The sequence below is a fragment of the Nocardioides sp. genome, from assembly GCF_036274455.1.
In the GTDB taxonomy this organism is placed as follows: Bacteria; Actinomycetota; Actinomycetes; order Propionibacteriales; family Nocardioidaceae; genus Nocardioides.
The window spans coordinates 1-25,781 of record NZ_DASUFR010000118.1 but is presented as its reverse complement, the minus strand read 5'-3'; the positions used below and the strand labels follow the sequence as shown (position 1 = coordinate 25,781).

Annotated in this window: 32 protein-coding genes and 1 tRNA gene; 17 read left to right on the top strand and 16 right to left on the bottom strand. The window is 71.5% G+C overall.

The window, feature by feature from the left end; genetic code table 11:
- Window positions 1-75: DUF2277 family protein (locus VFV89_RS11205; protein WP_329706019.1), on the bottom strand; the 75-nt coding region annotated here is incomplete at its 3' end.
- 288 nt (window positions 76-363) lie between these two features.
- Entirely contained in the window at window positions 364-2,403 is a 2,040-nt protein-coding gene (locus tag VFV89_RS11200; protein ID WP_329706018.1) for a beta-propeller domain-containing protein, read from the bottom strand.
- A gap of 117 nt (window positions 2,404-2,520) precedes the next feature.
- Between VFV89_RS11200 and VFV89_RS11195 the strand changes: the two genes are divergently transcribed.
- The 3 genes from VFV89_RS11195 to VFV89_RS11185 all read left to right on the top strand — a co-directional run bounded on the left by VFV89_RS11195 (window position 2,521) and on the right by VFV89_RS11185 (window position 5,784).
- Window positions 2,521-3,720: a saccharopine dehydrogenase family protein gene (locus tag VFV89_RS11195; protein WP_329706017.1), complete on the top strand. Its 1,200-nt coding sequence runs from the start codon at window positions 2,521-2,523 to the stop codon at window positions 3,718-3,720.
- A 229-nt stretch (window positions 3,721-3,949) separates the two neighbouring features.
- A complete protein-coding gene (locus VFV89_RS11190; protein ID WP_329706016.1) occupies window positions 3,950-4,186 on the top strand; it encodes a DUF6458 family protein in 237 nt (78 codons plus the stop codon).
- A 47-nt stretch (window positions 4,187-4,233) separates the two neighbouring features.
- The gene (locus VFV89_RS11185; RefSeq protein WP_329706015.1) at window positions 4,234-5,784 is read left to right on the top strand and encodes an AMP-binding protein; all 1,551 of its coding nucleotides are present in this window, start codon (window positions 4,234-4,236) and stop codon (window positions 5,782-5,784) included.
- Window positions 5,785-5,812: 28 nt separating this feature from the next.
- Here VFV89_RS11185 and VFV89_RS11180 read toward each other — a convergent pair whose 3' ends face one another.
- Window positions 5,813-6,721, bottom strand: a complete 909-nt coding sequence (locus tag VFV89_RS11180) for a universal stress protein (protein ID WP_329706014.1) — start codon at window positions 6,719-6,721, stop codon at window positions 5,813-5,815.
- Between the two features lie 158 nt (window positions 6,722-6,879).
- Between VFV89_RS11180 and VFV89_RS11175 the strand changes: the two genes are divergently transcribed.
- On the top strand, window positions 6,880-7,311 hold the full coding sequence (locus VFV89_RS11175) for a hemerythrin domain-containing protein (RefSeq protein WP_329706013.1): 432 nt from the start codon (window positions 6,880-6,882) through the stop codon (window positions 7,309-7,311).
- Window positions 7,312-7,320: 9 nt separating this feature from the next.
- Window positions 7,321-7,653: a cupin domain-containing protein gene (locus VFV89_RS11170; protein ID WP_329706012.1), complete on the top strand. Its 333-nt coding sequence runs from the start codon at window positions 7,321-7,323 to the stop codon at window positions 7,651-7,653.
- A gap of 11 nt (window positions 7,654-7,664) precedes the next feature.
- On the opposite strand, the gene VFV89_RS11165 is transcribed toward VFV89_RS11170, so the two are convergent.
- The 3 genes from VFV89_RS11165 to VFV89_RS11155 all read right to left on the bottom strand — a co-directional run bounded on the left by VFV89_RS11165 (window position 7,665) and on the right by VFV89_RS11155 (window position 9,041).
- Window positions 7,665-7,961, bottom strand: coding sequence for an antibiotic biosynthesis monooxygenase (locus VFV89_RS11165; RefSeq protein ID WP_329706011.1), 297 nt, complete (start codon window positions 7,959-7,961; stop codon window positions 7,665-7,667).
- A gap of 91 nt (window positions 7,962-8,052) precedes the next feature.
- Window positions 8,053-8,343, bottom strand: coding sequence for an anti-sigma factor family protein (locus VFV89_RS11160; RefSeq protein WP_329706010.1), 291 nt, complete (start codon window positions 8,341-8,343; stop codon window positions 8,053-8,055).
- Complete coding sequence (locus VFV89_RS11155; protein ID WP_329706009.1) at window positions 8,340-9,041, bottom strand: RNA polymerase sigma factor; 702 nt, start codon at window positions 9,039-9,041, stop codon at window positions 8,340-8,342. Before VFV89_RS11155 ends, VFV89_RS11160 begins: the two co-directional genes overlap by 4 nt.
- 199 nt (window positions 9,042-9,240) lie before the next feature.
- On the opposite strand from VFV89_RS11155, the gene VFV89_RS11150 reads away from it, so the two are divergent.
- Window positions 9,241-9,795, top strand: a complete 555-nt coding sequence (locus tag VFV89_RS11150) for a carboxymuconolactone decarboxylase family protein (protein WP_329706008.1) — start codon at window positions 9,241-9,243, stop codon at window positions 9,793-9,795.
- 60 nt (window positions 9,796-9,855) lie between these two features.
- Here VFV89_RS11150 and VFV89_RS11145 read toward each other — a convergent pair whose 3' ends face one another.
- The 3 genes from VFV89_RS11145 to VFV89_RS11135 all read right to left on the bottom strand — a co-directional run bounded on the left by VFV89_RS11145 (window position 9,856) and on the right by VFV89_RS11135 (window position 10,815).
- Window positions 9,856-10,287, bottom strand: coding sequence for a MerR family transcriptional regulator (locus VFV89_RS11145; RefSeq protein WP_329706007.1), 432 nt, complete (start codon window positions 10,285-10,287; stop codon window positions 9,856-9,858).
- Window positions 10,268-10,624, bottom strand: a complete 357-nt coding sequence (locus VFV89_RS11140; RefSeq protein ID WP_329706006.1) for a hypothetical protein — start codon at window positions 10,622-10,624, stop codon at window positions 10,268-10,270. Before VFV89_RS11140 ends, VFV89_RS11145 begins: the two co-directional genes overlap by 20 nt.
- A gap of 118 nt (window positions 10,625-10,742) precedes the next feature.
- Window positions 10,743-10,815: transfer RNA gene (locus VFV89_RS11135), tRNA-Arg, on the bottom strand.
- 197 nt (window positions 10,816-11,012) lie between these two features.
- Between VFV89_RS11135 and VFV89_RS11130 the strand changes: the two genes are divergently transcribed.
- Window positions 11,013-11,429 (top strand): universal stress protein, encoded by a 417-nt coding sequence (locus VFV89_RS11130; RefSeq protein WP_329706005.1) that lies wholly within the window; start codon window positions 11,013-11,015, stop codon window positions 11,427-11,429.
- 25 nt (window positions 11,430-11,454) lie between these two features.
- Here the strand turns inward: VFV89_RS11130 and VFV89_RS11125 are convergent, their stop codons facing one another.
- From VFV89_RS11125 to VFV89_RS11115, 3 genes are all read right to left on the bottom strand, one after another.
- Window positions 11,455-13,290: a BTAD domain-containing putative transcriptional regulator gene (locus VFV89_RS11125; protein WP_329706004.1), complete on the bottom strand. Its 1,836-nt coding sequence runs from the start codon at window positions 13,288-13,290 to the stop codon at window positions 11,455-11,457.
- A gap of 124 nt (window positions 13,291-13,414) precedes the next feature.
- On the bottom strand, window positions 13,415-13,726 hold the full coding sequence (locus tag VFV89_RS11120) for a hypothetical protein (protein ID WP_329706003.1): 312 nt from the start codon (window positions 13,724-13,726) through the stop codon (window positions 13,415-13,417).
- Window positions 13,723-13,974, bottom strand: coding sequence for a DUF4242 domain-containing protein (locus tag VFV89_RS11115; protein ID WP_329706002.1), 252 nt, complete (start codon window positions 13,972-13,974; stop codon window positions 13,723-13,725). The genes VFV89_RS11120 and VFV89_RS11115 overlap by 4 nt, the downstream gene beginning before the upstream one ends.
- 178 nt (window positions 13,975-14,152) lie before the next feature.
- Between VFV89_RS11115 and VFV89_RS11110 the strand changes: the two genes are divergently transcribed.
- The 3 genes from VFV89_RS11110 (at window position 14,153) to VFV89_RS11100 (ending at window position 17,373) form a co-directional block, all read left to right on the top strand.
- Window positions 14,153-15,685, top strand: coding sequence for an amino acid permease (locus tag VFV89_RS11110; protein ID WP_329706001.1), 1,533 nt, complete (start codon window positions 14,153-14,155; stop codon window positions 15,683-15,685).
- A 159-nt stretch (window positions 15,686-15,844) separates the two neighbouring features.
- Window positions 15,845-17,137: an LCP family protein gene (locus VFV89_RS11105; protein WP_329706000.1), complete on the top strand. Its 1,293-nt coding sequence runs from the start codon at window positions 15,845-15,847 to the stop codon at window positions 17,135-17,137.
- Entirely contained in the window at window positions 17,134-17,373 is a 240-nt protein-coding gene (locus tag VFV89_RS11100; RefSeq protein ID WP_329705999.1) for a hypothetical protein, read from the top strand. The genes VFV89_RS11105 and VFV89_RS11100 overlap by 4 nt, the downstream gene beginning before the upstream one ends.
- 13 nt (window positions 17,374-17,386) lie before the next feature.
- Here the strand turns inward: VFV89_RS11100 and VFV89_RS11095 are convergent, their stop codons facing one another.
- From VFV89_RS11095 to VFV89_RS11080, 4 genes are all read right to left on the bottom strand, one after another.
- Window positions 17,387-17,779, bottom strand: a complete 393-nt coding sequence (locus tag VFV89_RS11095; protein WP_329705998.1) for an MscL family protein — start codon at window positions 17,777-17,779, stop codon at window positions 17,387-17,389.
- A 55-nt stretch (window positions 17,780-17,834) separates the two neighbouring features.
- The gene (locus tag VFV89_RS11090) at window positions 17,835-18,467 is read right to left on the bottom strand and encodes an SAF domain-containing protein (RefSeq protein WP_329705997.1); all 633 of its coding nucleotides are present in this window, start codon (window positions 18,465-18,467) and stop codon (window positions 17,835-17,837) included.
- Window positions 18,468-18,532: 65 nt separating this feature from the next.
- On the bottom strand, window positions 18,533-18,865 hold the full coding sequence (locus VFV89_RS11085) for an FmdB family zinc ribbon protein (RefSeq protein WP_329705996.1): 333 nt from the start codon (window positions 18,863-18,865) through the stop codon (window positions 18,533-18,535).
- Window positions 18,866-18,920: 55 nt separating this feature from the next.
- Entirely contained in the window at window positions 18,921-19,502 is a 582-nt protein-coding gene (locus VFV89_RS11080; RefSeq protein WP_329705995.1) for a 5-formyltetrahydrofolate cyclo-ligase, read from the bottom strand.
- 22 nt (window positions 19,503-19,524) lie between these two features.
- Between VFV89_RS11080 and VFV89_RS11075 the strand changes: the two genes are divergently transcribed.
- The 7 genes from VFV89_RS11075 to VFV89_RS11045 all read left to right on the top strand — a co-directional run bounded on the left by VFV89_RS11075 (window position 19,525) and on the right by VFV89_RS11045 (window position 25,632).
- The gene (locus VFV89_RS11075) at window positions 19,525-20,907 is read left to right on the top strand and encodes a UTP--glucose-1-phosphate uridylyltransferase (RefSeq protein ID WP_329705994.1); all 1,383 of its coding nucleotides are present in this window, start codon (window positions 19,525-19,527) and stop codon (window positions 20,905-20,907) included.
- A gap of 2 nt (window positions 20,908-20,909) precedes the next feature.
- Window positions 20,910-22,136: a gephyrin-like molybdotransferase Glp gene (gene glp / locus VFV89_RS11070; protein WP_329705993.1), complete on the top strand. Its 1,227-nt coding sequence runs from the start codon at window positions 20,910-20,912 to the stop codon at window positions 22,134-22,136.
- A gap of 52 nt (window positions 22,137-22,188) precedes the next feature.
- Window positions 22,189-22,614, top strand: a complete 426-nt coding sequence (moaC, locus tag VFV89_RS11065; RefSeq protein ID WP_414690368.1) for a cyclic pyranopterin monophosphate synthase MoaC — start codon at window positions 22,189-22,191, stop codon at window positions 22,612-22,614.
- A complete protein-coding gene (locus tag VFV89_RS11060; RefSeq protein WP_329705991.1) occupies window positions 22,611-23,096 on the top strand; it encodes a MogA/MoaB family molybdenum cofactor biosynthesis protein in 486 nt (161 codons plus the stop codon). Before moaC ends, VFV89_RS11060 begins: the two co-directional genes overlap by 4 nt.
- A complete protein-coding gene (locus tag VFV89_RS11055) occupies window positions 23,086-23,706 on the top strand; it encodes a GNAT family protein (protein WP_329705990.1) in 621 nt (206 codons plus the stop codon). The genes VFV89_RS11060 and VFV89_RS11055 overlap by 11 nt, the downstream gene beginning before the upstream one ends.
- A 72-nt stretch (window positions 23,707-23,778) precedes the next feature.
- Window positions 23,779-24,612 carry a hypothetical protein gene (locus VFV89_RS11050; protein WP_329705989.1) on the top strand — a complete coding sequence of 278 codons (834 nt, stop codon included), beginning with the start codon at window positions 23,779-23,781 and terminating at the stop codon, window positions 24,610-24,612.
- Between the two features lie 9 nt (window positions 24,613-24,621).
- Window positions 24,622-25,632: a right-handed parallel beta-helix repeat-containing protein gene (locus VFV89_RS11045; RefSeq protein WP_329705988.1), complete on the top strand. Its 1,011-nt coding sequence runs from the start codon at window positions 24,622-24,624 to the stop codon at window positions 25,630-25,632.
- Window positions 25,633-25,781 lie beyond the last annotated feature (149 nt).

Here is a 25,781-nt window from a genome sequence, read left to right as displayed (position 1 = left end):
CAGGGCCGCTGAGGTGACCTCGTCGTCGGTGGCCGGGGGCGCGAAGTTGTTGAGCGGGCGGATGTTGCGGCACATGGCGCCAGAGTACGTCGGCGCGGGGACGGCCTGAGACCTCCGCAGGATGGGGCTGGGACGGATCGGGCCGCTGGTCGAGCCTGTCCGAGACCTCCGCAGCGAAGGCACCCGGGCGAGTCCCGGCCCGGGCTGCGGACATCTCGGCGATCGGCTCGAGTGCCCCCTCCGCAGGATGGGATGGGACGGGCGCACCGCGGGTCGAGCCTGTCGAGAACCCCGCAGCGAAGGCACCCGGGTGAGTCACTGCACCGGCTGCGAGCGGTGGTCGGCTGCAGCGCCCTCAAGTGGTCAGAGGGCAAAGAACGAGGCGTGGTCGCCGGTGACCAGCACCACCCGGCCGCCGTCGACCGGCACCAGGCGGACGGCGTCGATCTCGTCGCCGTACTCCACCTCGGTCATCCGGTTGGTCAGCCTGCCGTCGCCGAGCGTCAGCTCCGAGACGTAGCCGACGGCCCCGCGCGGTCCGTAGCCGGCGACCACGGTGAGCACCGTGCGGCCGTCCGGCAGCCAGGTGAGCTGGCGCGGGTCGGAGGTGGCCAGCGCGTCGGTGCCCGGGCCGTACTTCACCACCGACAGCTGCCGCGGGTGGGTCAGGTCGGTGACGTCGAACAGCCCGGCCTGGGCGCCCCACGTGCCGTTCCCGCCCTGGAGCTGGCCGAGCCCGAGCAGCCGGTGCCGGCCGAGCGGGTGCAGGTACGCCGAGTAGCCGGGGATCTTGAGCAACCCGATCAGCCGCGGCTGGGCGGGGTCGGTCAGGTCGACGGCGTAGAGCGGGTCGACCTGGCGGAAGGTCACGAGGATCGCGAGCGTGTCGAACCAGCGCACCGACTGCACGTCCTCGCCGACGCCGAGGTCGTCGAGGCGGCCGGACTCGACGAGGTCGGTGCCCTCCTGGCGGAAGGTGACGATCGAGCTGAAGGTGCCGGTGTTCTGGGTGGGGCCGACCACGACGCGGAGCACCGGTCCGTCGGGTCCGTCGACGGCGTCCATCGACCAGCGGTCGCGGATCACGCCGTCCACCTGGCCCGAGGCCGCGAAGGTGGTGTCGATGCCGTCGAGGTCGAACGCGTAGAGGTGGCTGGCGCCGTCGGTGAAGCCCGCCGGGGGACGCCACGGCCCGCGGTCGGCGCCGATGCCGGGCAGCCAGCTGGGCAGCATCCCGGGCGGCATGCTGGGCGGCACGCTCTCGGGCATCGGCTGCGGCTCGATGCACTCGAAGCAGGGACGGATCGGGGCGTACGCCGGGGTGGTGGCCAGGTAGAGCTGCCCCGTGGAGACGTAGACCAGGTCGGTGTCGGCGGCCAGGCCAGTGGCCGACGCGTTGTCGGGTGCCGACGCGTCGAAGCCCACGACCGCGACCGCGCCTAGCGCTGCGTCGTCGTCGGGGATCGCGACCTGGTCACAGCCGAGCACCGGCTCCGGCTCCCCGCCGTCGACCGAGGCGTGCGGCAGCCAGTCGTCGATCGTGCTGTTCTCGACCGCCTCGCGGTTGGCCTCGGTGGCTTCCTGCTCGGTCAGGTGCCGCCGCGGCATCACGAAGTCGAGCCGGGGCAGCCCCGCCTGCAGCACGACCCGGACCACGCCGTCCTGCAGCCGCGCGGTCACCAGGTCGCTGTCGTAGTCGACGGTGTGCGTGACGTCGGGGTGCGCGGGGTCCGACACGTCGATGCTGGCCACCTCGGTCGTGGCGCTGGCGGTGACGGCGCCGGAACCGCGGTGGGACAGTGCGACGATCGTGTCGCCCGACAGCAGGATCTCGGTGTCACCCGTCCCCAGCGCGCCGGGCAGGTCGAGCGAGGCGAGCCGGGTCACCTCGGCGCCGCTGACGTCGTCGAGGACCAGGTCGCCGTCCTGCACCCGGTAGAGCGTGCGGCCGTCGGTCTTCACCACGTCCGGCTCGTCGACCCCGACCTCCTGGACGTTGGTGCCGGTCTCGCCGTTCGTCGAGCGCACCGGCGCCGGCGCCAGCGGACTCCGGCCCGCACTCGACTCGGCGCTCGCGAGCGGCGCGGGCACCGCGTCCTCGATGGCGTACGGATAGCCGTAGCCGTCCCAGCCGTCGGGCCCGACGAGCTCCAGCCCGCGCTCGACGTACCACCTCAGCAGCTCGTCGCAGGAGCCCGGCAGGCTCAGCCCGCTGCCGGTGTACGCCGCCGGGCGGGCCTCCCCGCCGCCGCCCCGATGCACGACGCGACCCTGGTCGCGCGGCCCGTCCGGGCCGGCGTACGACGAGCCGGCGACGAACCCCGCCCCGAGGCCGGCGACGACCCCGACCGAGACGAGGGTGCGGGTGAGGACGGTGCGACTGAGAACGGTGCGGACGGGCATGGTGCGGACCTTCGAGACGGTGTTCCCTGAGCGGGCCGGGCGCCGCCGTGATCAGCGGCGTCCGCTGATCGGACGGCCGGGTCCGCCGGCCGGTTCCGCGAGTGGGAGAGTCGGCACATGTCGTCCGCGTCGGAACCGGCCGCATCCGATCAAGCACAGCGTGACCTCGACATCGTCCTGCTCGGTGCCACTGGGTTCACCGGGTCCCTGACCGCGGAGTACCTCGCCGAGCACGCCCCCACCGGGCTGCGCTGGGCGCTGGCCGGCCGCAACCGCACGAAGCTCGAGGGGGTCCGCGACCGGCTCGCGAAGATCGACGGGAGGCTGACCGACCTCGAGCTGATCGAGGCCGACAGCAGCGACCGCGCGTCCCTCGACACGATGGTGCGCCGGGCCAGGGTCGTGATCACCACCGTCGGCCCCTACCAGCAGTACGGCGAGCCGCTCGTCGCCGCCTGCGCCGAGGCCGGGACCGACTACGTCGACCTGACCGGCGAGCCGGAGTTCGTGGACCGGATGTACGTCGCCCACCACGAAGCCGCCGAGAGGTCCGGCGCCCGGATCGTGCACGCCTGCGGGTTCGACTCGATCCCGCACGACCTCGGCGCCTACTACACGGTCAAACAGCTGGCCGCCAAGGGACCGGTCGCGGTGCGCGGGGTCGTGCGCGCCGGCGCGATGGCGTCCGGCGGCACCTTCCACTCGGCGCTCAACCAGTTCTCCCGGGCACGGCAGATGCGCGAGGCGATGTCGGCCCGCCGCAAGGTCGAGCCGCGTCCGGTGGGACGGTCCTCGAAAGCGGTGGCGGGCAAGCCGCACCGCGACAAGCTGCTCGGGCTCTGGCTGCTGCCGCTGCCGACGATCGACCCGTTCGTCGTGGCGCGCAGCGGAGCCGCGCTGACCGACTACGGCCCGCGGTTCACCTACTCGCACTACGCCGGCACCAAGACGCTCCGCTACGCCGCCGCCGGCACGGCCGGGGTGACCGCGGTCGCGGTCGCGGCCCAGGTCCCGCCGCTGCGCAACTTCCTGCTCGGCCGCATCAAGCAGGGCGAGGGACCCTCGCCGGCCCGCCGCGCGAAGTCGTGGTTCTCCGTCGACTTCGTGGGCGAGGGCGACGGGCGGACCGTCCACACCAAGGTCTCCGGCGGCGACCCCGGCTACGACGAGACCGCGAAGATGCTCGCCGAGTCCGCGCTGTGCCTGGCCTTCGACGACAACCCGCGCACCGCCGGCTGCGTCACCACCGCCCAGGCGATGGGGGACAACCTGATGGCCCGCCTGGTCGCCGCCGGGATCAGGTTCGAGACCCGCTGACGACGCTGGCCCGCCCGTTCTGTACGAGCGGGTCAGCGTCGCGGAGGTCGGTCAGTCGTCGATGCCGGTGACCCAGTAGGGGGTGGTCGGCGTCGGCGGGGTGGTGAACCGCGCGTTCGGCAGGGGGATGGGTTCTCTCATCGGCCGCGGGGGTTTGCCAGGGGCCTGATCCGGTTATCGCTAGGGCGGATCGCTGTCTCCGGACCGCGACAGGACTGAGGAGATTCTCATGGGTTACGGCTTCGGTGGGTTCTTGCTGGTGGTGGGCCTGATCCTGGCCCTGGCCGTCACCGACCGGGTGAACGGCATCGACCTGACCATGGTCGGCTGGATCATGGCGCTGGTGGGCGCGGTGCTCATCGTGGTGACCGCCATGACGTGGGGTCGTCGCGGCACTCGGTCGGTCGAGACCACGACCCACAGGGACGGCACGCAGAGCGTGAGCGAGCGTCGTACGGACGTCTGACGACGTGACCCGCGCCGGTCACGGCGCGAGGCAGCACAATGGCGCCTGTGGCGGCGCCGTACACCTTCGACGAGCTGACTCCGTCGTCGTTCCTTGCCCGCTCGGGTGAGGTGCACGGCGACCGGCTCGCGGTCATCGACGGTGAGCGCAGGTTCACCTACGCCGAGCTGGCGGACCGTTGCCGGCGGCTCACCGGTGTGCTGGCCGGGCTCGGGGTCCGGCCCGGAGACCGGGTCGCGGCGCTGTGCAGCAACAGCAGCGTGCTGCTCGAGCTCCACCAGGGCGTGCCGATGGCCGGAGCGGTCCTCGTCGCCCTCAACGTGCGGTTGTCGAAGACCGAGCTGGTCGCGATCCTCGAACACTCGGGCGCCCGGGTCCTGGTCGTCACCCGGGAGTACGCCGGCGTCGGTGCCGAGGTCGCGGCCGCGGTCGGAGCCGTCGTGGTCGACGGTGACGGCGCCGACTACGAGTCGGGCGTGACCGGAGACCAGCCGCGGATCCGGCCGGTGGCCGACGAGCGGTCGCTCCTCGCGATCAACTACACCAGCGGCACGACCGGGTCGCCGAAGGGTGTGATGTACCACCACCGGGGCGCCTACCTCCAGGCCCTGGCCATGGCCCTCCACCTGCAGCTGCGGCCGGACAGCCACTACCTGTGGACGCTGCCGATGGTCCACTGCACCGGGTGGTGCTTCACGTGGGCCGTCCCCGCGGCGGGGGCGGTGAGCGTGTGCCTGCGCACCTTCGACGCCGACGGCGCCTGGCGGTTGGTGGCGGACCATCCGGTGACCCACCTCAGCGCGGCTCCCACCGTGCTCTCCATGCTGCTGGGCTCCGAGCTCGCGCCGGACCGCGACCGGGGCCGGCCGCCGACCCGCACCCTGCAGGTCACCACGGGTGGAGCTCCTCCGACACCGACGCTGCTCGAGCGCTGCCAGGCAGCGGGGCTCGACGTGACACATCTCTACGGGATGACCGAAACCTTCGGCCCGATCGTCATCAACCAGATCGACGAGCTGGCGCAGCAGCCGGGCCCGGCCGAGCTCGCCCGGTCCAAGGCCCGCCAAGGCGTCGGAAACGTGATCGCCTCCCGCGTCCGGGTCATCGACGAGGCCGGTCACGACGTACCCGCCGACGCCACGACCGTGGGCGAGATCGCGGTCCGCGGGAACGACGTGATGCTCGGCTACTACCGCGACGACGAGGCGACCGCCGCGGTCGATGCCGGAGGCTGGATGCGCACCGGCGACCTCGCGGTGCGCCATCACGACCAGCGCATCGAGATCACCGACCGGGCCAAGGACATCATCATCACCGGCGGCGAGAACGTCGCCTCGGTCGAGGTGGAGCGGGTCCTGGTCCAGCACCCGGCGGTCGACGAGGTGGCCGTCGTCGGCCTCCCCGACCCGCAGTGGGGCGAGGCGGTGACGGCGTTCGTGACGCTCCGCAAGGGAGCAGAGGTCGACGAGGCGGCACTGCGCGAGTTCGCCCGCGAGCGGCTGACGGGGTTCAAGGTCCCCCGAGCCGTCCGCTTCGGGCCGCTGCCGAAGACGTCCACCGGCAAGATCCAGAAGAACGTCCTTCGCGACAGTCGGTGACGGCCGCCCGGGCGACGGCCGACGGCGGTCAGGTGACCGGTGACTGCGGAACCATCGCGACCGTCGTGTGGGCCTGCTCGAGCACGGCGTTCGCGATCGACCCGGTGAGCACCCGGCGCACCGTGTCCACCGGGTGACGGCCGACGACGACGAGGTCCCACGACCGGTTGCTGCCGAGGGCCTCGTCGACCAGGCCATGAGCCAGCTGCAACGACACCTCCACGTCGGGGAACTGCTCACCGAAGCCCGCCACGGTCTGCGACAGGACGACCCGCAGGTCCTCGAGCTCGGGCGCCACCGAGAGGCTTTCGGACCTACGCCGCACCTCGGCCGCCACCACGACGGCGTCCCAGTAGGCATGCAGGACCGTGAGCCGCAGCCCTCGCAGGGACGCCTGCTCGAAGGCGAACCGGATCACCGGAAGAGACTCGGGGGTGCCGTCGGCTCCGACCACGACGCCCGAGCTCGGAGCGGTACCGGTGCGCGGACGGCACACGACGACCGGGCTCCGGGCCTCCCTGACGACGGTCGAGCTGACCGATCCGAGCAGCATGCTGCGCAGCGGACCTCGCCCGCGCGAGCCCATCACCAGAAGGTGGGCATCAGCCGAGAGGTCGACCAGGACCTGTCGCGGGTCGCCGACCCGGGCGACCGCCTCCACGGCGAGGCCAGGCCGGAGCCGTGAGGCGAGGGCTGCTGCCTCGTCGGCGACCGCGCGGCCGGCGCGCTCCAGGTCGTCCGGCCGCACCGGTGCGCCGCCGACCATCGCGCCCGGCCAGAAGGTGCTCCACTCCGGTCGCCACTCGACCGCGCTCACGGCGAGGAGCCGACGGTGCTCGAGGTCTGCCTGCTCGGCGGCCCACTCGACGGCCCGCTCCGAGTGCTCCGACCCGTCGACGGCCACGACGATGCCCCCAGCAGCGACTACGGTGTCCACGTGCCCAGTGTGCTGGACGGACGCCGATGTGACCGCAGCGCCTGTGACAGCTCCCGCAGGCGGTGAGCGTCACGTCCGTCACGGGACCAATGACCCTGCCGCCAGGGCCTCCGATGACGGACGATGTGAGCATGTGTGAGCACTGCGGTTGCCGTGGCGTGGATCCGATCGCGCAGCTGATGGACGAGCACTTCGAGCTGCTCGACCTGTCCACGCAGGTCCGGGGCCTTCTCGCGTCCGGCGACCGGCGCGCCGCCTGGGCGGCCATGGGACATCTCTCCGCGCACCTGCTGGACCACGTCCGACGTGAGGAGGACGGTGTCTTCCGGGCCATGCGGGAGCAAGGGGAGTTCATCGACGCCGTGGTCGAGCTCGAGGCCGAGCACCTGTCGTTCGACGAGGCCCTGTCCGACCTGGACCTCGCCGGGCCGGACCTGGAGCAGCGCGTGAACGCTCTGCTCGACGACCTCTCCGTGCACATCGACAAGGAGAACCTCGGGATCTTTCCGGCCGCCGTCGTCACGCTGGGTGCGACAGGATGGGGAATCGTCGAGGAGGCGCACGCGCGCACTCCCGCACACGCCCACTGAGAGGTAGGTATGGAGCACACCAAGCTGAGCGACCTGGCCGATCGTCTGCTCGCCGAGGCCAAGCAGGAGCACAGCGGCCGGGCGGCGACCACCGTCCACGGTGGCCGGCACCACTCGCTGCGGCAGACCGTGGTTGCGCTGACCGTCGGGTCCGAGCTGTCCGAGCACGAGAGTCCCGGTGAGGCGACGCTCCAGGTGCTGCGCGGCACGGTCCGGCTCACGGCGGGCTCGGGTGACTGGACCGGCGGCGCCGGCGACCTGGTGGTGATACCTCCGGAGCGCCACGGGCTCAGCGCGGAGGAGGACTCCGTCGTACTCCTGACCGTCGTCAAGACCGTGTAGCGGCGCCGGACTCACTTCACCGCGACGACGTCGACCTGTCGGATGTCGGGGTCTGCAGCCAGGATCCGGTGGCCCACCTGTCCAAGCGCTGCGGGTATCTGACCGCTCAGGTGCGCTTGGCGTGCGTCCTCATCGGCGAAGGTGTCGAAGATCCCGTAGGTCGTCTCGCCCAGTCTGAACGCGTACCACGTGACCGTTCCCTCCTCGGCGGCCGCCATCGCACGTGCCTTCTCGAGGAAGGCGGCCATCTCCTCACCCTTGCCGGCCTGCACCTCGAGGATGGCCAGCAGTCCACGATCGATCGTCACGGTTGAGCCCTTTCGTCAGTGGTCTGCCTGAGGGTCTGCCGCTGCCCGCTCGGCGTTACAGAAACGCAGTCGAGAGACCCATGCGGCGCTGTCAGTCAACCGGGCGCTGATCGGCGCGCCACCGGCGGTAGATCTCGAGCAGGTCTTCGCGGGCGAGAGGATCGAGGTCGTCCCCAGGCCCGGCGCCGGCGACGCGGATCGTCGCCTCGATCTGCTTGAGGTGCTCCCAGCAGTGCGGGCACTCCTCGAGGTGCCGCTCGAGCTTGTCACGATCACGCCCGGCCAGGGCGCCGTCGAGATAGGCGGTGATGTGGTTGACCGCCTGCTGACAGGTCATCTCGTGACCGCCGCCACGGCGGCCCCACGACCGACGGATCTTCATGGCATGACCTCCTGCTCGAGGGCGGCTCGGATCCGGGTGCGCGCGCGGTGCAGAAGCACCCGTTGGTTTCCTTCGCTGATGCCGAGGATGGTGCACACCTCCGCGCTGCTGAGTCCTTCGACGTCTCGCAGCGTTACCACCTGCGCCTGTCGTTCGGGCAGCTCGGTGATCACTTCGTGTACCCGCTCGACGAGCGAGGGCGCCGTGAGGCGGTCGACGACCTCGTCGGCCCAGTGAGTCGGCGGTGTCACCCACCATCCGTCCTGGCTGAACCGTCCGTCCCGGTGCTCGAGCTCGTCGCCGTGCACGGGCAGGTGGGCCCGCTCGCGAACGCCGCTGCTGATGGCCCGGTTGATGACGATCCGGAACAGCCAGCTGCGCAGCGAGGACCGCCCCTCGAACGTGTCGAGACCGCGGAGCACTCCTACCCAGGCGTCCTGGGCGACCTCCTCGGCCACCGCCCTGCTGCGTACCCGCGTCAGCGCCAACCGGATCATGGAGGGGTGGTAGCGGTCCACGAGCTCGGAGAACGCCTCTTCGTCCCCCGCGCGAAGACGCTCCAGGAGTAGCTGCTCCTCCCGGGCGTCGAGGGAGCTCTGTCTCGAACCAGAGGGACGAGGCCTCCACGGCCCCAGTGATTGACTCGACACTCCGCCCACTTCCTGTCGCTGCCGGGCTGCCGCCTCGGGGCTGGACATCCCTTTCCGGAGCCGCCGGCCATCGTCTGCTCACTTGTCTGTCTCTCCAGACGGCGCTGCGTAACGCGGTCCACGGACCACGGACCCTGTCGGCGCGCTCGTACGGCCTCGCTCGGACCGACCCGGCCACTCGAGCCGTTCGGTGTAACTCGCCGCCAGCGACGTGGACCCCCCATCGACATCAGCTCGAGGAGGAACAATGACCGGACTCTCAGCCATCGACCCGGCGACCGCCGACCCCGACGCCGCCCAGGTCCTCGCCAGGGCCAGGAAGGCGTTCGGCGGCACCATCCCGAACCTCACCCGGGTGATGGCGAACAGCCCAGCAACACTGCACGGCTACCTGGACCTCGCCGGCGCACTCGACGGGGGCCTGCTGGACGCGCACGTCCGTGAACGCATCGCCCTGCTCGTGGCGGAGCAGAACAACTGCGCCTACTGCCTCTCGGCGCACACCTTCATCGCCGCCCAGAGCCTGCAGATGGACCCCGACGACATCGCCGCCGCGCGAGAAGGCCGCAGCAGCGACCCACGCACCAACGCCATCCTCGAGTTGGCGTCGGCGCTCAACCTGGGTCGAGGAGCCCTGGACGAACAGGCCCTCGACGCCGCTCGGGCCGCCGGGGTGTCGGACGCAGAGATCGCGGAGGTCGTGGGACACGTCGCGGCGAACGCCTTCACCAACTACTTCGCCAAAGCCGCCCGAGTCCCCATCGACTTTCCCCGGGTCTCGCCCGGCGGACGTGCGTCATGACCCCCGCCGGTAGCTCCACCGCGCACACGGCGGCTCCGCCGCCCACGACGAAGCCTCCTCTCACCGCGCCACCCTTTGGCTCGTGATGTCGGCCAGGTCGACGAACGGGATGGGGCAGCAGTCGCTGCCGGCGCACTGGTGGAGGTCGTCGCAGCCGGCGTCGATGGCCGCGACCAGGTTGTCGCGGATCAGCACGAGGTCGGCGATCTTCGTCTCGACCTCGGTCAGCTTCTCCGTTGCGCGCGCCTGCAGCCCGGAGTTGCGGCCGCGGCGTCGTCCGGCCTCGATCAGGTCCGCGACCTCCTCGAGCGTGAACCCCAGCCGCTGAGCCGCCTTGATGACCCGCAGGGTGACCACGGCCTGCTCGTCGTACAGACGGTGGCCGCCCGGGCTGCGGTCCGGACGCCCGAGCAGTCCTCGGCGCTCGTAGTAGCGCAATGTCTCCTTGTTCACCCCGGCAGCTTCCGCGACCTCACCCACGCGCAGGCTCACGACGCCACCCGCCCCCAGTCCGCTCCTCTGCGCGGGCGGCCAAGGCCTCGAGGATGTCGCGCCGTCCGGGCGGGACCGACACGTCCAGGGTCAGCTCCTCGTCCGAGCCCTGGACGGCGAAGGTGAAGAACGAGCAGCACGCCGCCTCCCGCTCGATCAGATCCCGAACCCGCTCCACCAGGCCGGGACCCCCGGACAGGGCGATCCGCACGCTGCCATCACCACGACGGCTCACCGCGGTGGCGGAGGCGGCGAAGAGCGAGTCGAACTCCGCCACCCGCAGTGGGCGCTCCGCGGTCGGCAACGTGCACGCGTCGGTCGTGATCAGGTCTGCCATGACGTCGACGGTAAACCCGGACCTAGGTACGGGATGCAAGCCGAATCTTGAGTTTCGACCCAGCGGTCGCGGGACAGGCCCGGACCCCCGAGGAGTGCCACACTCCAGCTGAATCGGGTGCCCCAGGCAGGAGTCGAACCTGCGACCTTTCGCTTAGGAGGCGGCTGCTCTATCCGCTGAGCTACTGGGGCGGGGCTTTGGAGCGACGGTCCGGGTTGCCCTCGGGACGACCCTCGTGTGACTCCGATCCGGTTGTAGCGGTGCGGCGTCAGTATGCCTCAGCGCCTGGGTGACGCTGACACCGAGGACACTCGGCTACGTTGCGCCGAGGACCGCCACCTCCGCGCCGGAGTAGCCTGTGGCGGTCCGCGGAGAGGCCCGGTGACCCATGACTGTTCTGCTTGCCTACACACCCACGTCGGCCGGGCTGGCTGCCGCGCGCGCCGCCGTCGAGGAAGCCAAGCGACGCGGCTCCGAGGACGTCACCATCGTGAGCGTCCTGCGCGACCGGGCGGCGACGCCTCCGCCTGCTCCGGTGTCCGGGGTCTCTGCCGAGCAGGACCTGGACGCGGTCGCCGAGGACCTGGTTCGCCAGGGCCTGAAGGTCAACGTCGAGCACGAGAGCTCCGGAGATGTCGTCGAGTACGTCAAGGCGGTTGCCGAGCGAGTCAAGCCGTCCGTGGTCGTCATCGGGCTGCGTCGCCGCACCGCGGTCGGAAAGCTGCTGCTCGGGTCCACCGCGCAACGGCTCCTGCTCGAGCTCGACTACCCGATCGTCGCGGTGAAGGCACCCGACGGGACCTGACGAACCGGCAGGACCTGGCCGCCTGTCACCTGAGCGGTCCGCTGAGGGACGCGCACGCCGTGGACACCAGGCGCTCCAGCTCCGGGTTCTCGATGGCCCCGGCCAGGATCACGGCCGCCTCCGCGTCGCCACGGCTGCCCATCCTGGCCGCGTGCAGCATCGCCCGCACCGTCAGCTCGCGCATGCCGGCCCGCGACGAGCGCTCGTGCATCTCGTCGACCCAGGTCGCCGTCGACGGGTGCCCGTGACGCGTACCGACCTCGCACAGGGCGTCCAGGATGAACACGTCGAGCCAGACGTAGGGGTCGGCGAGCCGGGTGGCGCGAGTGCGCGCCTCGACCAGGTCGGCGACGGCGCGGTCGGGATCGCCCGACGCCTCGGCGAGCAGGGCCAGGCCACGGGAGGAGATGCCTTCCCAGCACGGGTCGCCGATCCGGCAGGCCCGCGCGAAGGACTGCTCGAGGCAGGCCGAGGCGCCCTCCAGGTCCTCCTGGCGCAGCTGGACGTGTCCGAGGAGTGCCTGCGGCCAGGGCAGGAAGGAGAGCCAGTGGTCGCGCTCGGCCAGCTCGATCGAGTCCCGCAGGCGCGTGGCCGCGCCCTCGAGGTCGCTCCGCAGGAGGGCGATGCGGCCCAGCATCGAGAGTCCGTACGCCGCGCGCCGGTGCTCGCCGGCGACACGGCACTCGGTCGTGGCTTCTTCCAGGAGTGTGATCGCGCGGGGATAGTCGGCGCGGTCGCTGGCGACCGAGCCCAGGTAGATCGCGGCCTTGGCCCGGGTTGACGGTGCGGCGCTGCCCTGGGTGAGGACCTGGTCGAGCCAGCGCTCGGCGCGGGCGTAGTTAGCTCGCAGGAAGTCCACGTAGCCCAGCTCGGTCCGGGCGCGGCTCACGGCTTCGGCGTCGCCGTTCGCGGCGGCGATCTGCTCGGCCTCGCTGAGGGCCGCGACGCCGGCCTCGTCCAGCCCGCCCAGTGAGTGGATGAGGGCTTCGGCGAGCTCCAGTCGCGTCTCGACCCTCAGGCTGTCCGCACCGGCGGCGTCGGCCATCCGCACCGCCGACTCGAACGACGCCACGCCGGCGACCAGGGCGCCGGCGGACACGGCCGCCGCGGCCGACTCGGTCGCGGCGCGGATGGACGCCGCGTCGGCCGGGTTCGGTGGTGTGGCGCGCTCGCGAGCGGCCAGCAGCACCGCTGCGCCGGGCCCCGTCCCGAGCTCTCGGCGGACCGTGGCGGACCAGGCCTCGAGCTGCCGGGCGGCCGCGTCGTCGTCCCCTGCGAGCCGGTAGATCCGGATCAGGAGTGCCTGGTGGCTCTCGTCCAGCGGACTCATCTCGGTCGCCCGCACCGCAAGGTCGCGGGCGCGTCCGAACTCCCCGCGGGACGCCAGCCCGAGAGCCGCTTCGTGGATGACCGCCTCTGCCGCCGCGGCCAGGCGGCGGCGCTGGGACAGGAGCCATGCCTCGAACGGCTCGGCGTTCGCGAGGAAGGTGCCGTCGAGGAGGGGCAGCCCCAGTCCAGGGAGCTGGACGGCGTCGTTCCAGTGGCCGTCGAGCAGGAGGTCGACATCCACGGCAGCGTCGGGTGGCAGGGTCAGCACCACGGGATCACCGTCGAGCACCGCGGCAGGACCGAGACCGCGCCGCAGCTCGGCCAGGCACCAGCGCAACGCACGCAGGGGGTCATCGGCCTCGGAGAACAGCAGACCGGCCAGCCGGGAGCGGGTCGGCGGCCGTTCGCTCAGGAGCAGGAAGGCGAGCAGCGCCCAGGACTTGCGGCTCCGGAACCGATACCCACTCGCTCCGTCGACCTCGAGATGCGGTCGCCCGAGCAGGTGGACGACGAGCCGCGCCGTGTGGTTCACGGCGTGCTCACCGCACCGTCTCGTTCGTGGTGTCCGCAGGGCCAGAGTCCCACAGGACGGGGAGGTCGGACCGTCCGGTCGCAGCCGGGCTGCGACCGGACGGCCCAGGTGTACGGCGGGGTGGTCACGCCACCAGACCCGCTTGTGCGTCGCCGCCATTGCGCAGCCGGTCGAGCAGCCACCAGCGCTCCTCGTCGCCGAGGACCTCGACCACGACGCCGTGCAGGACGCCGAAGGCACGCAGGCGGAGGACCTCGGTCGCCTCCCAGTCGACCAACGCAGCCGCGGCACCGGGAGCCGCCCACTGTGCGGTGTCGGCGACCGCCTGGAGGACCGATCGTTCGGTGGTCGTGCCGTTCAGCACGATCCGTTCGGCCACCCAGTCCAGCAACGCTCCCAGCTCCCTCTGAGTCGAGCCCTGTGTCGTCGCCGTCACGTGCCCTCCACGACGGTGAAGATCTCCTCCGCGACCAGCCCGTGCGCCTCGCGGTGCACGGTGTTCGCGGTCTCGGCATCAGGTGCCTCCACGAGACAGAAGATCTTGCCCGCCGCCTCGTCGACCCAGTAGCGCAGGTAGCTCACGCCGTACTTGCCCTGGGTCTGCAGGTCCGCCTGGTGCGCCGCCGCCACGTCGGCGACGGTCACGCCGCCCTCGAGAGTGTGCGCGTCCATGAAGAGTGCCATGTCGTTCTCCTTCGTGCTCGGCCCGACGCCGTTCGCCGGGCCCGAGCCCTCATGACATGACACGACCGTGTGACGGCGAGTGTGACGACCTGCGGCGAGGCGCATCGGGCGGCAGCCCCCGGGGCCTGACCGGGCTCCGCCCCCTGCGTCGCGGCGAGATTTGGGGAACAGTGTCGACATGAACCTGCTGCGGACCAAGTCGATCGAGCAGTCCATCAAGGACACCGACGAGCCGGGCCACAGGCTCCGCAAGGACCTCGGCCCGCTCGACCTCGTCGTGTTCGGGGTCGGCGTCATCATCGGTGCCGGCATCTTCGTGCTCACCGGCATCGTCGCGGCCACCAACTCCGGTCCCGCCCTGGCGCTCAGCTTCCTGATCGCGGCGGTGGCCTGTGCACTGGCCGCGCTCTGCTACGCCGAGTTCGCCTCCACCGTCCCGGTGGCCGGCAGCGCCTACACCTTCTCCTACGCCACCTTCGGTGAGCTGATCGCCTGGATCATCGGCTGGGACCTGGCACTGGAGTTCACGATCGGCGCTGCGGCGCTCTCGGTGGGCTTCTCCGGCTACCTCCAGTCGCTGCTCGAGGACATGTCCGTGGAGCTGCCCACGTCGATCGCGTCGGCAACCGACGGCGTCATCGACCTGCCCGCGGTGGTCATCGCCCTGGTGGTGATGACCATGCTGGTCTACGGGACCAAGTTCTCCAGCCGGGTCAACCAGGTCGTGGTCGCCATCAAGCTCGCGGTCGTGGCCGCGGTGATCGTGGTCGGCTTCGCCTATGTCACGCCGTCGAACTGGACGCCGTTCATCCCCGAGTCGCAGCCGGTCGGCGACAACGGCGGCGGCTTCGAGCAGACGCCGCTGATCACGACACTGCTCGGCATCGAGCCCGCGGTGTTCGGCCTGGGCGGTGTCATCGCCGGCGCCGCGGTCGTGTTCTTCGCGTTCATCGGCTTCGACGTGGTCGCGACCACGGCCGAGGAGGCACGCAACCCGCAGAAGGACGTGCCGATCGGGATCCTGGGCTCGCTCGCGGTCGTGACCGTCCTGTACGCCGCGGTCAGCCTGGTCGTCACCGGGCTCCAGCCCTACAGGGACATCGACCCCGACGACGCCGCCCCGCTCGCCACCGCGTTCAAGGCGGTCGGGGTCGACTGGATGGGCAACCTCATCTCGGTCGGCGCCTGCATCGGGCTGGTGGTCGTCGCGATGATCCTCATGCTGGGCCAGACGCGGGTCGCGTTCGCGATGGGACGCGACGGGCTGCTGCCCGTGTGGATCGCCAGGGTGCACCCGAGGTTCGGCACGCCGTACCGGATAACGCTGATCACCGGCGTGGTAGTGGCCGTGCTCGCTGGCTTCCTCGACCTCTCGACCCTGGCCGATCTGGTCAACATCGGCACCCTGTTCGCCTTCATCCTCGTCAGCATCGGGGTGGTCATCCTGCGCCGGACCCGGCCGGACCTGCCGCGCGCCTTCCGGGTGCCTGCGGCCCCGCTGGTGGCGGCGCTGGCGACGCTGATGTGCCTCTACCTCATGCTCAACCTCAAGGGAGAGACCTGGGTCCGGTTCGTCGTCTGGATGGCGATCGGCTTCGTCGTCTACTTCGCCTACGGGCGGCAGCACAGCCGCCTCGGGCTGCGCGAGCAGGAGTCTGCCGCGGGCTCGGGTCCGGCGGGCGGTGATCCGCCTCACGTCCAGCAGCCGTGACCGGTGCCCCGGACGGCGCCGGATGTTGGTGTTACCGGCCGGTCACGTCCATCATTTGAGCAACACCCGTAGTCTGGCGCGGGCGAGCGAGCACCCTCGGGAGGTGCGAGCGCGTCCTCCTCGTCAGCAGATCCGACGCCGGCCCATGTGAAGGTGACGATGCCCGACGCTGCGCAGCCCTCTGCCCAGCCCGAGCTGCCGTCCCCTTATCAGGCCGGGAAGCGACGTGGCCGCACTCGGCGGACCCACACCGTCGCCAAGGTGCTCCTGGCGACCCTGCTGACCCTGGGCATGGTCAGCGGCCTCTCGGTGGCGTTCCTCTACCGCCACCTCAACGGCAACCTGAACGTCGTGGACGTCACCGGTCAGCTCACCGACCGGCCGGAGAAGGTGCACATCGACGCGCCGAAGCAGCCGATCAACATCCTGGTGATGGGCTCGGACTCACGCGACTGCAACGGCTGCAAGATCGACGGTGAGTCCGGTGGTGGCTCGGACACCACGATCCTGTTCCACCTGTCCGCCGACCGGCAGTCGGCCTACGGCGTCTCGATCCCGCGTGACTCGCTGGTCGACCGGCCCGAGTGCGAGACCAAGGACGGCGACACCATCGCCGGCGGCACCAACGTGATGTGGAACGCGGCCTACTCCCTCGGGGGTCCGGCCTGCACGATCCAGCAGTTCGAGCAGACCACAGGCATCAAGATCGACAACTATGTCGTGGTCGACTTCGGGAGCTTCCAGCAGATGGTCGACGCAGTCGACGGCGTCGAGGTGTGCGTGCCCGAGGACATCGACTCCTCGGAGTACGGCATCACCATCCCGGCCGGGACGCGCACCCTCGACGGCAAGGAGGCGCTGGCCTACGTCCGCGTCCGCCACGGCGTCGGCGACGGCAGCGACATCGGCCGGATCAAGCGGCAGCAGGCGTTCATCGGGGCCTTGGTCGCGAAGGTGCTGTCCAGCGGCACGCTGACCCGCTTCGACCGACTGGTCCGGTTCCTGAACGCCGCCACCAAGTCGCTCACGACCGACATCCCGAACATCAAGGACATGGCCCTCGTCGGCCTGCAGTTCAAGCACATCGGCCTCAAACGGATCCGGTTCATCACCGTCCCGTTCGTCTACAGCACCGCCCAGCCCGGCCGGGTCGAGTGGACCAGCGACGCCCAGACCCTGTGGGACCGCATCAAGTACGACAAGCCGCTCGGCAAGCTGCGTGACGGCTCCATCGGCGCCAACCAGGTCCCGAGCAGCACCACGATCTCCGGGTCCGCGACCAGCTCCAGCACCGAGAGCCCCAGTGGCGACGAGAGCTCCACCGGCAGCTCCTCGCCGTCCGAGACCTCCACCACCGAGTCACCCTCGGGAACCTCGTCACCGAGCGACGACTCCTCCGACGGCGTCGACGCAACATCGGACGACCTGGCCTTCGCCGGACTCTGCACGTGACCCGCCCCGACGACCAACCTGACGAGCAGCCCGACGAGCAGCCCGACGAGCCCGGGACTGCGCGACGGCGCCGCCAGGCCGACTGGGAGCGCAGGCGGCGGCTGGCCGAGGTCTTCGGCGACAACCTCCCGGACACCACCTCCGACGAGCGCGACCCCGGGGGACGCCCGGAGGACGCCGAGCGGCGCAGCGACACCTGGCTCCGCGAGCAGGTGCCGCCGCACCACGGCGGCTAGCCGGCCCGAGCGGTCAGCTGCTGGGCGGGGTGATCGTGACGGTGCCGCCGGTCTGCTGGGCGGCCAGCAGGTCGCGGATCTCCTGGAGCAGCTTGACGTCCTCGGGGGTGCCGGGCTCCTCGCTCGGGAAGTAGCGCTCCCTGGCCTGCGTGTAGGGCAGCACGATGAAGAAGTAGACGACCGCGGCCAGGATGATGAAGGAGATCACCGCGGTGATCCAGGCGCCCACGCTGACGCCGCCCGGGCTGTAGTTGGAGAAGTCGGGGGTCCCGCCGGCCTTTCCGATCAGGTCCATCAGCAGGTTCACGGTGGCCGTGACCACGGCGGCGAAGGCGGCTGCCATGACGAACGCCACGGCCAGCTCGACCAGGCTGCCGCGCAGGATGAAGTTCTTGAAACCGGTCACGCGTCGTCCCCCTCGAGACTCGACAGCTGCCTTTCGCAGCGGAACGTCTTGCACGTTAGTGGGACCAGGTGACGCTGAGGAAGCGCGTCACCGAGGCAGCGGAGACCGAGAAGACCTCGTCCTGCCGGACGCCGAGCACCACCAGCCGCCCCGGGAGGCCGTCGGCCGCCGCGTCGGACGGGGCCGGTGGCAGGGCCAGCACGACCGCGTCGTGGGCCGCGGTGACGGCGGCGCCGCCCTGCGGATCGGCGGAGACGAGGTCGACCTGGTCGCCGACGCGCAGCAGCTCGGCCATCGCGGTGTCCGGCAGTCGCACCGGCATCGCGACCAGGTCGGGGCGGTCGCGCACCAGCGACGCACCCGCCAGCGCGGTGTCGGTGATCGGCTCTCCCCGCCGCACCGGACCGGCGAGCCGGCGGCCCACCGGGTCGCGGATGTGACCGGACGGGACCGTGCCCGGCGCGAACCCGACCGTGGCCAGGTCGCCGGTGGTCAGGACCGTGCCGGCGCCGAGGTCGTGGGCTGCCACGGTGACCGCCACGAGGGGGGCGGCCGGTGCTGCCGTTGCCCGGAGCCCGGCCCACACCGCGACAAGCGCACACAGAGCCGCGAGCAGCCGTCGGCGGCGCAGGACAGCACGACGCACCCGGCGGGCGGCGCTGCGAAGGTGATGGGCGAGGGTCGGCACGGGCCCGACGCTACGAGCGCGCGCCGACCTGCTCAGCCCGGATCAGGCGGGGCTGTGGAGAGCGCTCAGGTGGCGGCGGGCTGTGGAGACTTCGTGGACGAGCCGGACGTGCCGGACGTGGACGTCGAGCTCGACGACGAGTCGCCGGAGGAGCCGGAGGTCGACGTCGAGGAAGACGAGGACGAGTCGCCGGACGACGAGGAGGCTGCCTCGGTGGCGGGCTTGCGGCTGTCGGTGCGGTAGAAGCCAGAGCCCTTGAAGACGACGCCGACGGCGTTGAACAGCTTGCGCAGCCTGCCCTGGCACTGCGGGCAGGTGGTCAGCGCGTCGTCGCTGAAGCTCTGGACCTGCTCGAAGGCGTGGCCGCACTCGGTGCAGGCGTACTGGTAGGTGGGCACTGGACTCCTCAGGGCGCTGGCACTCGGCACGAGTGACTGCCAGATTGTACGAAGTTCACAACGTCGCCGCGAACCGAACGATTCCCGCCGGGCTCACCGCCGCCGCCACCGGGCGGTCGTGCGGCTCCACGGGCACGTCGACCCCCACCTCGTCGTCGTAGAGCAGCACGCAGGTGAAGGTCCCCACGGGCACCCGCGCCAGCGCCCGGTCGTAGCAGCCCCCGCCGCGCCCCAGTCGCTCACCGCGGCCGGAGACCGCCAGCCCGGGCACCAGCACCGCGTCGGCGGTCGCCACGGCGTCCACCCCCAGCCGGGAGCCGACCGGCTCGAGCAGCCCGTAGCGCGCCGGTGCGAGGTCCTGGTCGCCGGCGTACGCCGCCCAGTCCAGGTCCAGGTCCGGCAGCACGACCGGCAGCACGATCCGCTTCCCCGCGGCCACCAGGGCGCTCAGCAGCGGTGCGGTGCCGGGCTCGGAGCCGACCGCGACGTAGGCCGCCACCGTGGCCGCCCGGCGCACCTCCGGGACCGCGGTCAGCCGGAGCGCGATCTCCCGCGCGGCCTCCGACCGCTCGAGGAGCGGCCGCCGGTTGCGGGTGGTCAGCAGCTGGTCCCGCATTGCCGTCTTCGCCCCAGCCACGATGCCAGCCTACGATCGCAGTATGGGTAGTACAGGGCTCAACAAGGCCCGCGACAAGATGGCCGCCGCCGGCGTCGACGAGGTCGCCATCGAGACGTTCGCGCACTACTACCGGCTGCTCGAGCACGGCGAGACCGGCATGATCCCGGAGTCCACGATCGAGCCCGTCGACATCGGTTCCCTGAAGGACGTCGAGGTCAGTGACGAGGACGCGGCGGCCGCGCTGCGGACCACGGCGATCATCCGGCTCAACGGCGGCCTCGGCACCTCGATGGGGATGGACCGCGCCAAGTCGCTGCTGTGCGTGCGCCGCGGGCTCTCCTTCCTCGACATCATCGCCCGGCAGGTGCTTCACCTCCGCAAGGAGTACGACGCCCCGCTGCCGCTGATGTTCATGAACAGCTTCCGCACCTCCGGCGACACGATGGCGGCGCTGGCTCGCTACGAGGACCTGCCGGTCGAGGGGCTGCCGCTGGAGTTCCTCCAGAACAAGGAGCCCAAGCTCCTGGTCAAGGACCTCTCGCCGGTCAGCTGGGTCAAGGACCCCGACCTCGAGTGGTGCCCGCCCGGCCACGGTGACCTCTACACCGCGCTCCGCGGCCAGGGGCTGCTGGAGCGGCTGATCGAGGCCGGCTACGACCGCGTCTTCGTGGCCAACTCCGACAACCTCGGCGCGGTGCCCGACCCCCGGGTCGCGGGCTGGTTCGCCACCAGCGGCGCGCCGTTCGGGATCGAGGCGGTCCGGCGCCGACCGAGCGACCAGAAGGGCGGCCACTTCGCCCGCCGGCGGTCGGACGGCCGGATCATCCTGCGCGAGACGGCGCAGACGCTCCCCGCGGACCGGGAGGCGCTGGGCAACCTGGAGCGGCACCGGTTCTGCTCGACCAACAACGTCTGGTTCGACCTGCGCCGGATGAAGGAGGCGCTCGACGTCCGCGACGGGATCCTCGGCCTGCCCCTGATCCGCAACGAGAAGACCGTCGACCCCAGCGATCCCAGCACCCCCAAGGTGATCCAGGTCGAGACCGCCATGGGTGCGGCCATCGAGGTCTTCCCGGACTCGACCCTGATCGAGGTCGGCCGCGACCGGTTCGCGCCGGTCAAGACGACCAACGACCTGCTGGTGCTGCGCAGCGACGTCTACGACCTCAGGCCGGACTTCGTGCTCGACCAGGTCGCGCCAGAGCTCCCCTACGTCGAGCTCGACGACGCCTACTACAAGGTGGTGGCCGAGTTCGACAAGCGCTTCCCGACCGGGACGCCCTCGATGAAGAAGGCCTCGAAGCTCATCGTCGAGGGGGACGTCACCTTCGGCGCCCATGTCCAGGTCGTCGGCGACGTCGAGCTCCACGCCGGGTTGGCCGAGCGCATCCCCGACGACACCGTTCTCACGGCAGACTCCTGATCGTGAGTGAGCCCTGCACCATCGAGGAGCACCTCGAGCGGGTGCTCGGCGGTGTGCGCCCGATGACCCCGGTGCCCCAGCCGTTGCTGGAGACCCTCGGCCTGGTCTGCGCCGAGGACGTCGTCGCGACGATCGCGCTGCCGAGCTTCGACAACTCCGCGATGGACGGGTACGCCGTCCGCCACGCCGACGTCGCCTCCGCCACTGCCGGTCAGCCGGTGCGCCTGCCGGTCGTCGGAGAGATCGGCGCCGGCCAGGCGACCGTACGCCGGGTCGAGCCGGGGACTGTCGCCAAGATCATGACCGGTGCGCCGATCCCCGAGGGTGCGGACGCGGTCGTCCCCTACGAGTGGACAGACCGGGGCGCGGACGTCGTACGCATCGACGAGCCCCCCGAGCCGGGGCAGCACGTCCGGCCCGCCGGCGGAGACGTCGCAGTGGGCGACGTGCTCGTCGAGGAGGGGACGGTGCTGGGCCCGCGGCAGATCGGCGTCCTGGCCTCGGTCGGCCGCGCCACCGTCATGGCCCGCCCTCGTCCGCGGGTGGTGGTCGTCTCCACCGGCGCCGAGCTCCGCGACCCGGGGGAGGAGCTCGGTCCCGACTCGATCTACGACGGCAACTCCTTCATGCTGGCCGCCGCCGTCCTGCGGGCGGGTGCCGTCCCGGTCCGCGTCGGGATCGTCGGCGACGAGCCGGACGCCTTCCTGCAGGCCCTCGAGCCCCACCTCGAAGGAGCTGACCTCGTCGTCACGTCGGGCGGGGTCTCGCAGGGCGACTACGACGTGGTCAAGGAGGCCCTGCGCCGCGAAGGGGTCTGGTTCGGTCCGGTCGCGATGCAGCCGGGCAAGCCACAGGGGTTCGGGATGGTCGGTCCCGGCAAGACGCCGATCGTCACGGTGCCCGGCAACTCGGTCTCGGCCTACGTCTCGTTCGAGATGTTCGTGCTCCCGGCGATCCGGACCCTGATGGGGCATACGCCGGTCACGCGGCCGACGGTCGAGGCCCGGCTCACCCGGTCCGTCCACTCCCCGGAAGGCCGGCGGCAGCTCCTGCGCGGCCGCGCCGGCACCGACGAGCGGGGCCGGTACGTCGAGCCGGTCGGCGGGTCGGCGTCCCACCTGATCGGCGCGCTCGCCCAGGCCGACTGTCTGGTCGTCGTGCCGGAGCAGACCACGTCGGTGGACGCCGACGAGCGCGTGCAGGTGCTCCTGCTGGACGAGGACTTCTGACGTGGCCGACAGCGACCGCCTGACCCACGTCGACGAGTCCGGCGCGGCGCGGATGGTCGACGTGTCCGACAAGGCGGTGACGGCGCGGGCCGCCACCGCCTCCGGCCGCGTCCTGGTCTCGCCGCGCGTCGTCGAGCTGCTCCGTGGCGAGGGCGTGCCCAAGGGCGACGCGCTCGCCGTCGCGCGGCTGGCCGGGATCATGGGCGCCAAGCAGACGCCCGCGCTGATCCCGCTCTGCCACCCGCTCGCCATCTCCGGAGTGACCGTGGAGCTCGCGGTCACCGACGAGTCCGTCGAGATCACCGCGACCGTCAGGACGACTGACCGGACCGGCGTCGAGATGGAGGCGCTCACCGCGGTCTCGGTCGCCGCCCTCACCGTGGTCGACATGGTCAAGGCGGTCGACAAGGCCGCCGTGATCACCGACATCCGGGTCGAGGCCAAGTCCGGTGGCCGCTCGGGGGACTGGTCCCGATGACGGATGGGGCGCTGCGCGGCGCCGTCGTCGTGGCGTCCAACCGCGCCGCCGCCGGGGTCTACGAGGACGCCACCGGACCGCTGCTGGTCGATTTCCTGACCGGCCTCGGCTTCGAGACCGCTGCCCCCGCCGTCGTACCCGACGGCGAACCCGTGGCCGAGGCCATCACCGCCGCCGTCGACGCCGGCGCGCGCGTCGTGCTCACGACCGGCGGCACCGGGCTCACCCCCACCGACCTGACCCCGGAGGTCACCCGGCCGCTCCTCGACGCCGAGATCCCGGGGCTCGCCGAGGCCATCCGCGCCTACGGCGTGAGCAAGGGCGTCCCGACTGCGGTGCTGTCCCGGGGGCTGGCCGGCCGGGTCCGCGGGTGCGTCGTGGTGAACCTGCCCGGCTCCCGCGGTGGTGTGAAGGACGCGATCGCGGTCCTAGAGCCGGTCCTGCGGCACGCGGTGGAGCAGGTGGCCGGCAGTGACCACTGAATGGCCGGTCCGGTTGGTCGACCACGAGGTGACCCTGCGCCCGTTGGCAGCCTCGGACCACGATGCCTGGCGCCGGGCGCGGCAGCGCAACGCCGCGTGGCTGGTGCCGTGGGACGCCACCGTGCCGCCGGGAGGCGAGGCGCGGCCGACCAGCTTCAAGCAGCTGGTGCGACGGCTCTCGAGACAGGCACGGCAGGGCCAGACCTACCCGTTCGCCCTCGAGGTCGGCGGCCGGTTCGCCGGCCAGGTGACGGTCAACAACATCGTGCGCGGCTCCGCGCAGTTCGCGTCGGTCGGCTACTGGCTCGACAAGAACTTCGCCGGTCGCGGCGTGATGCCGCGGGCGGTTGCGATGGTCATCGACCACTGTTTCTTCACCGCCGGGCTGCACCGCATCGAGATCGCGATCCGGCCGGAGAACTCCAACTCGCTGCGCGTCGTCGAGAAGCTCGGGATCCGCGAGATCGGCTACGCCCCGATGTACCTCCACATCGACGGCGCCTGGCGTGACCACCGGATCTACGCCATCACCAAGGAGGAGGTGCCTGACGGGCTGCTCAGCCGGCTGCGCGCGTCGGGCGGTGCAGCCAACAACGTCGAACCTCAGTAGTCACACAAGACATTTTGCGACACACGGGTTGACATCCGGCTCGGCATGCGCTGCGACTTCTAGCCTCAGCACGTGGATCCAAGCGCACTGATCTTCGTGGCCCTGGCCGTGGCCTGGGCCGTGTACCTGATCCCCAAGGCGCTCGAGCACCACGAGGAGGGCGCTCGCACCCGGACCGTGGAGCGCTTCTCGGCCAGGCTCCGGGTCCTCGCCCGCCGAGAGCCGGTCAGCCGACGCAAGGCGCGCCTGGTCAAGGGCAGCGCGACCGGCACCACCACGACCGAGGCCGCGAAGGCCGCCAAGGCCACGGCGGGCCCGATCACTCCCGATCGCACCGCCTCGCGACCCACACCCGTCCCACAGCTCACCGCGGCACAGCATCGCGCGCGCCGCCAGGCCGCCGCCCGAGCGGCCAGGCGCCGGCTCCGCGTGGTCACCCTGATCCTCCTCGCGAACGCCGCGGTGGCCACGCTCGCCTACCTGAAGGTCGTCGACCGGGTCTGGTGCGCGGTGCCCGTCGGCGTACTCGTCGTCTGGCTGGTGGCCTGCCGGCTCATGGTCAGGCGCGAGCGCGCCGAGCTCCGCCGCCCGCGCGGCCGGATCCCGGCGGAGCTGCCGCCCGACAAGCCCCGCGACGCCACCGGCGAGATCTCGCGCGTCGACTCCGCGTTCCTGGACCAGGAGCCGGCCGAGGACCGCGATCCCGAGAGCTGGGACCCGGTCTCGGTCCCGCTGCCGACCTATGTCTCCAAGCCGATGGCCCAGCGCACCGTCAGCACCATCGACCTCGACTCCACCGGCGTGTGGAGCTCGGGCCGCAGCGCGGCGGACAGCAGGCTCGCCCGCGAGGCCGAGGCCGCCGAGCGGCCCAACGACGCCGGCGAGCGCCGCGCTTCGGGGGCCTAGGGTGTGGGGGTGCTGCGCCCCCTCACAGCCCTCACCCTGACCGTCGCCGCCCTGACCGTCGCTCCCGCCGCCTCGTCGTACACCGGGCCCACGTCGTACGCCGGGACCGCGTCGCGCGACGCGGTGCACCGGGTCGTCGGCCACGGCACCCCGGCCAGCTGCAGTGCCAAGGCGTTCCGCCGGGCCGTCGCCAAGGGCGGGACCATCACCTTCGACTGCGGCCCCGACCCGGTGACGATCGTGATGGACCGGCAGGCCGAGGTCCACAACACCTCGGCGAAGGTGGTCATCGACGGCGGGGGCAAGGTCACGCTGAGCGGTGGTGGCAAGACCCGGATCCTCTACCAGAACACCTGTGACAAGCGGCTGACCTGGACCACCTCCCACTGCAACGACCAGTCCACGCCCAAGCTGGTGCTCCGCAACCTCACCTTCACCCACGGCAACTCCACCGGCTCGACGGTGGACGGTGGCGGCGGTGGAGCGGTGTTCGTGCGTGGCGGGCGGCTGTCGGTCGTCAACAGCACGTTCACCCGCAACCGGTGTGACAAGACCGGGCCCGACCTCGGCGGTGCGGCGATCCGGGTGCTCGACCAGTTCCGGGACAAGCCGGTGAAGATCACGCACAGCACCTTCACCGGCGGTCGCTGCTCCAACGGGTCGGGCCTCTCTAGCATCGGCGTCTCGTGGACCGTGACCGACAGCGTCTTCCGCAACAACAAGGCCCTCGGCCGCGGTGCCAACCCCGCTCAGGCCGGCACGCCGGGCGGGGGCAGCGGCGGCGCGATCTACCTCGACGGCAACCGGTTCACGCTGCGGCTCGTCCGCACCACCATCGAGGACAACGTGGCCCGGGAGGGCGGAGGAGCGGTCTTCTTCGTCAGCAATGACCGCACCGGGACACTGGTGATCCAGGACTCGAGGCTGCACCACAACCCGAGCCTCGGGTTCGAGACCTATCCGGGGATCTTCTACCTCGGCCACGGCGACCCCGACTTCAGCGGCTCGACCATCGACTGACCGGCTCTGGCCGACCCTGACCTACCCCTGTCGATTCCAGCGCTCCCCGATCCGGCTGCTACCGTTTCCCCTCGCGTCGTAGGACGCACCCGGGGCTGTGGCGCAGCTGGTAGCGCATCTCGTTCGCAACGAGGGGGTCAGGGGTTCGA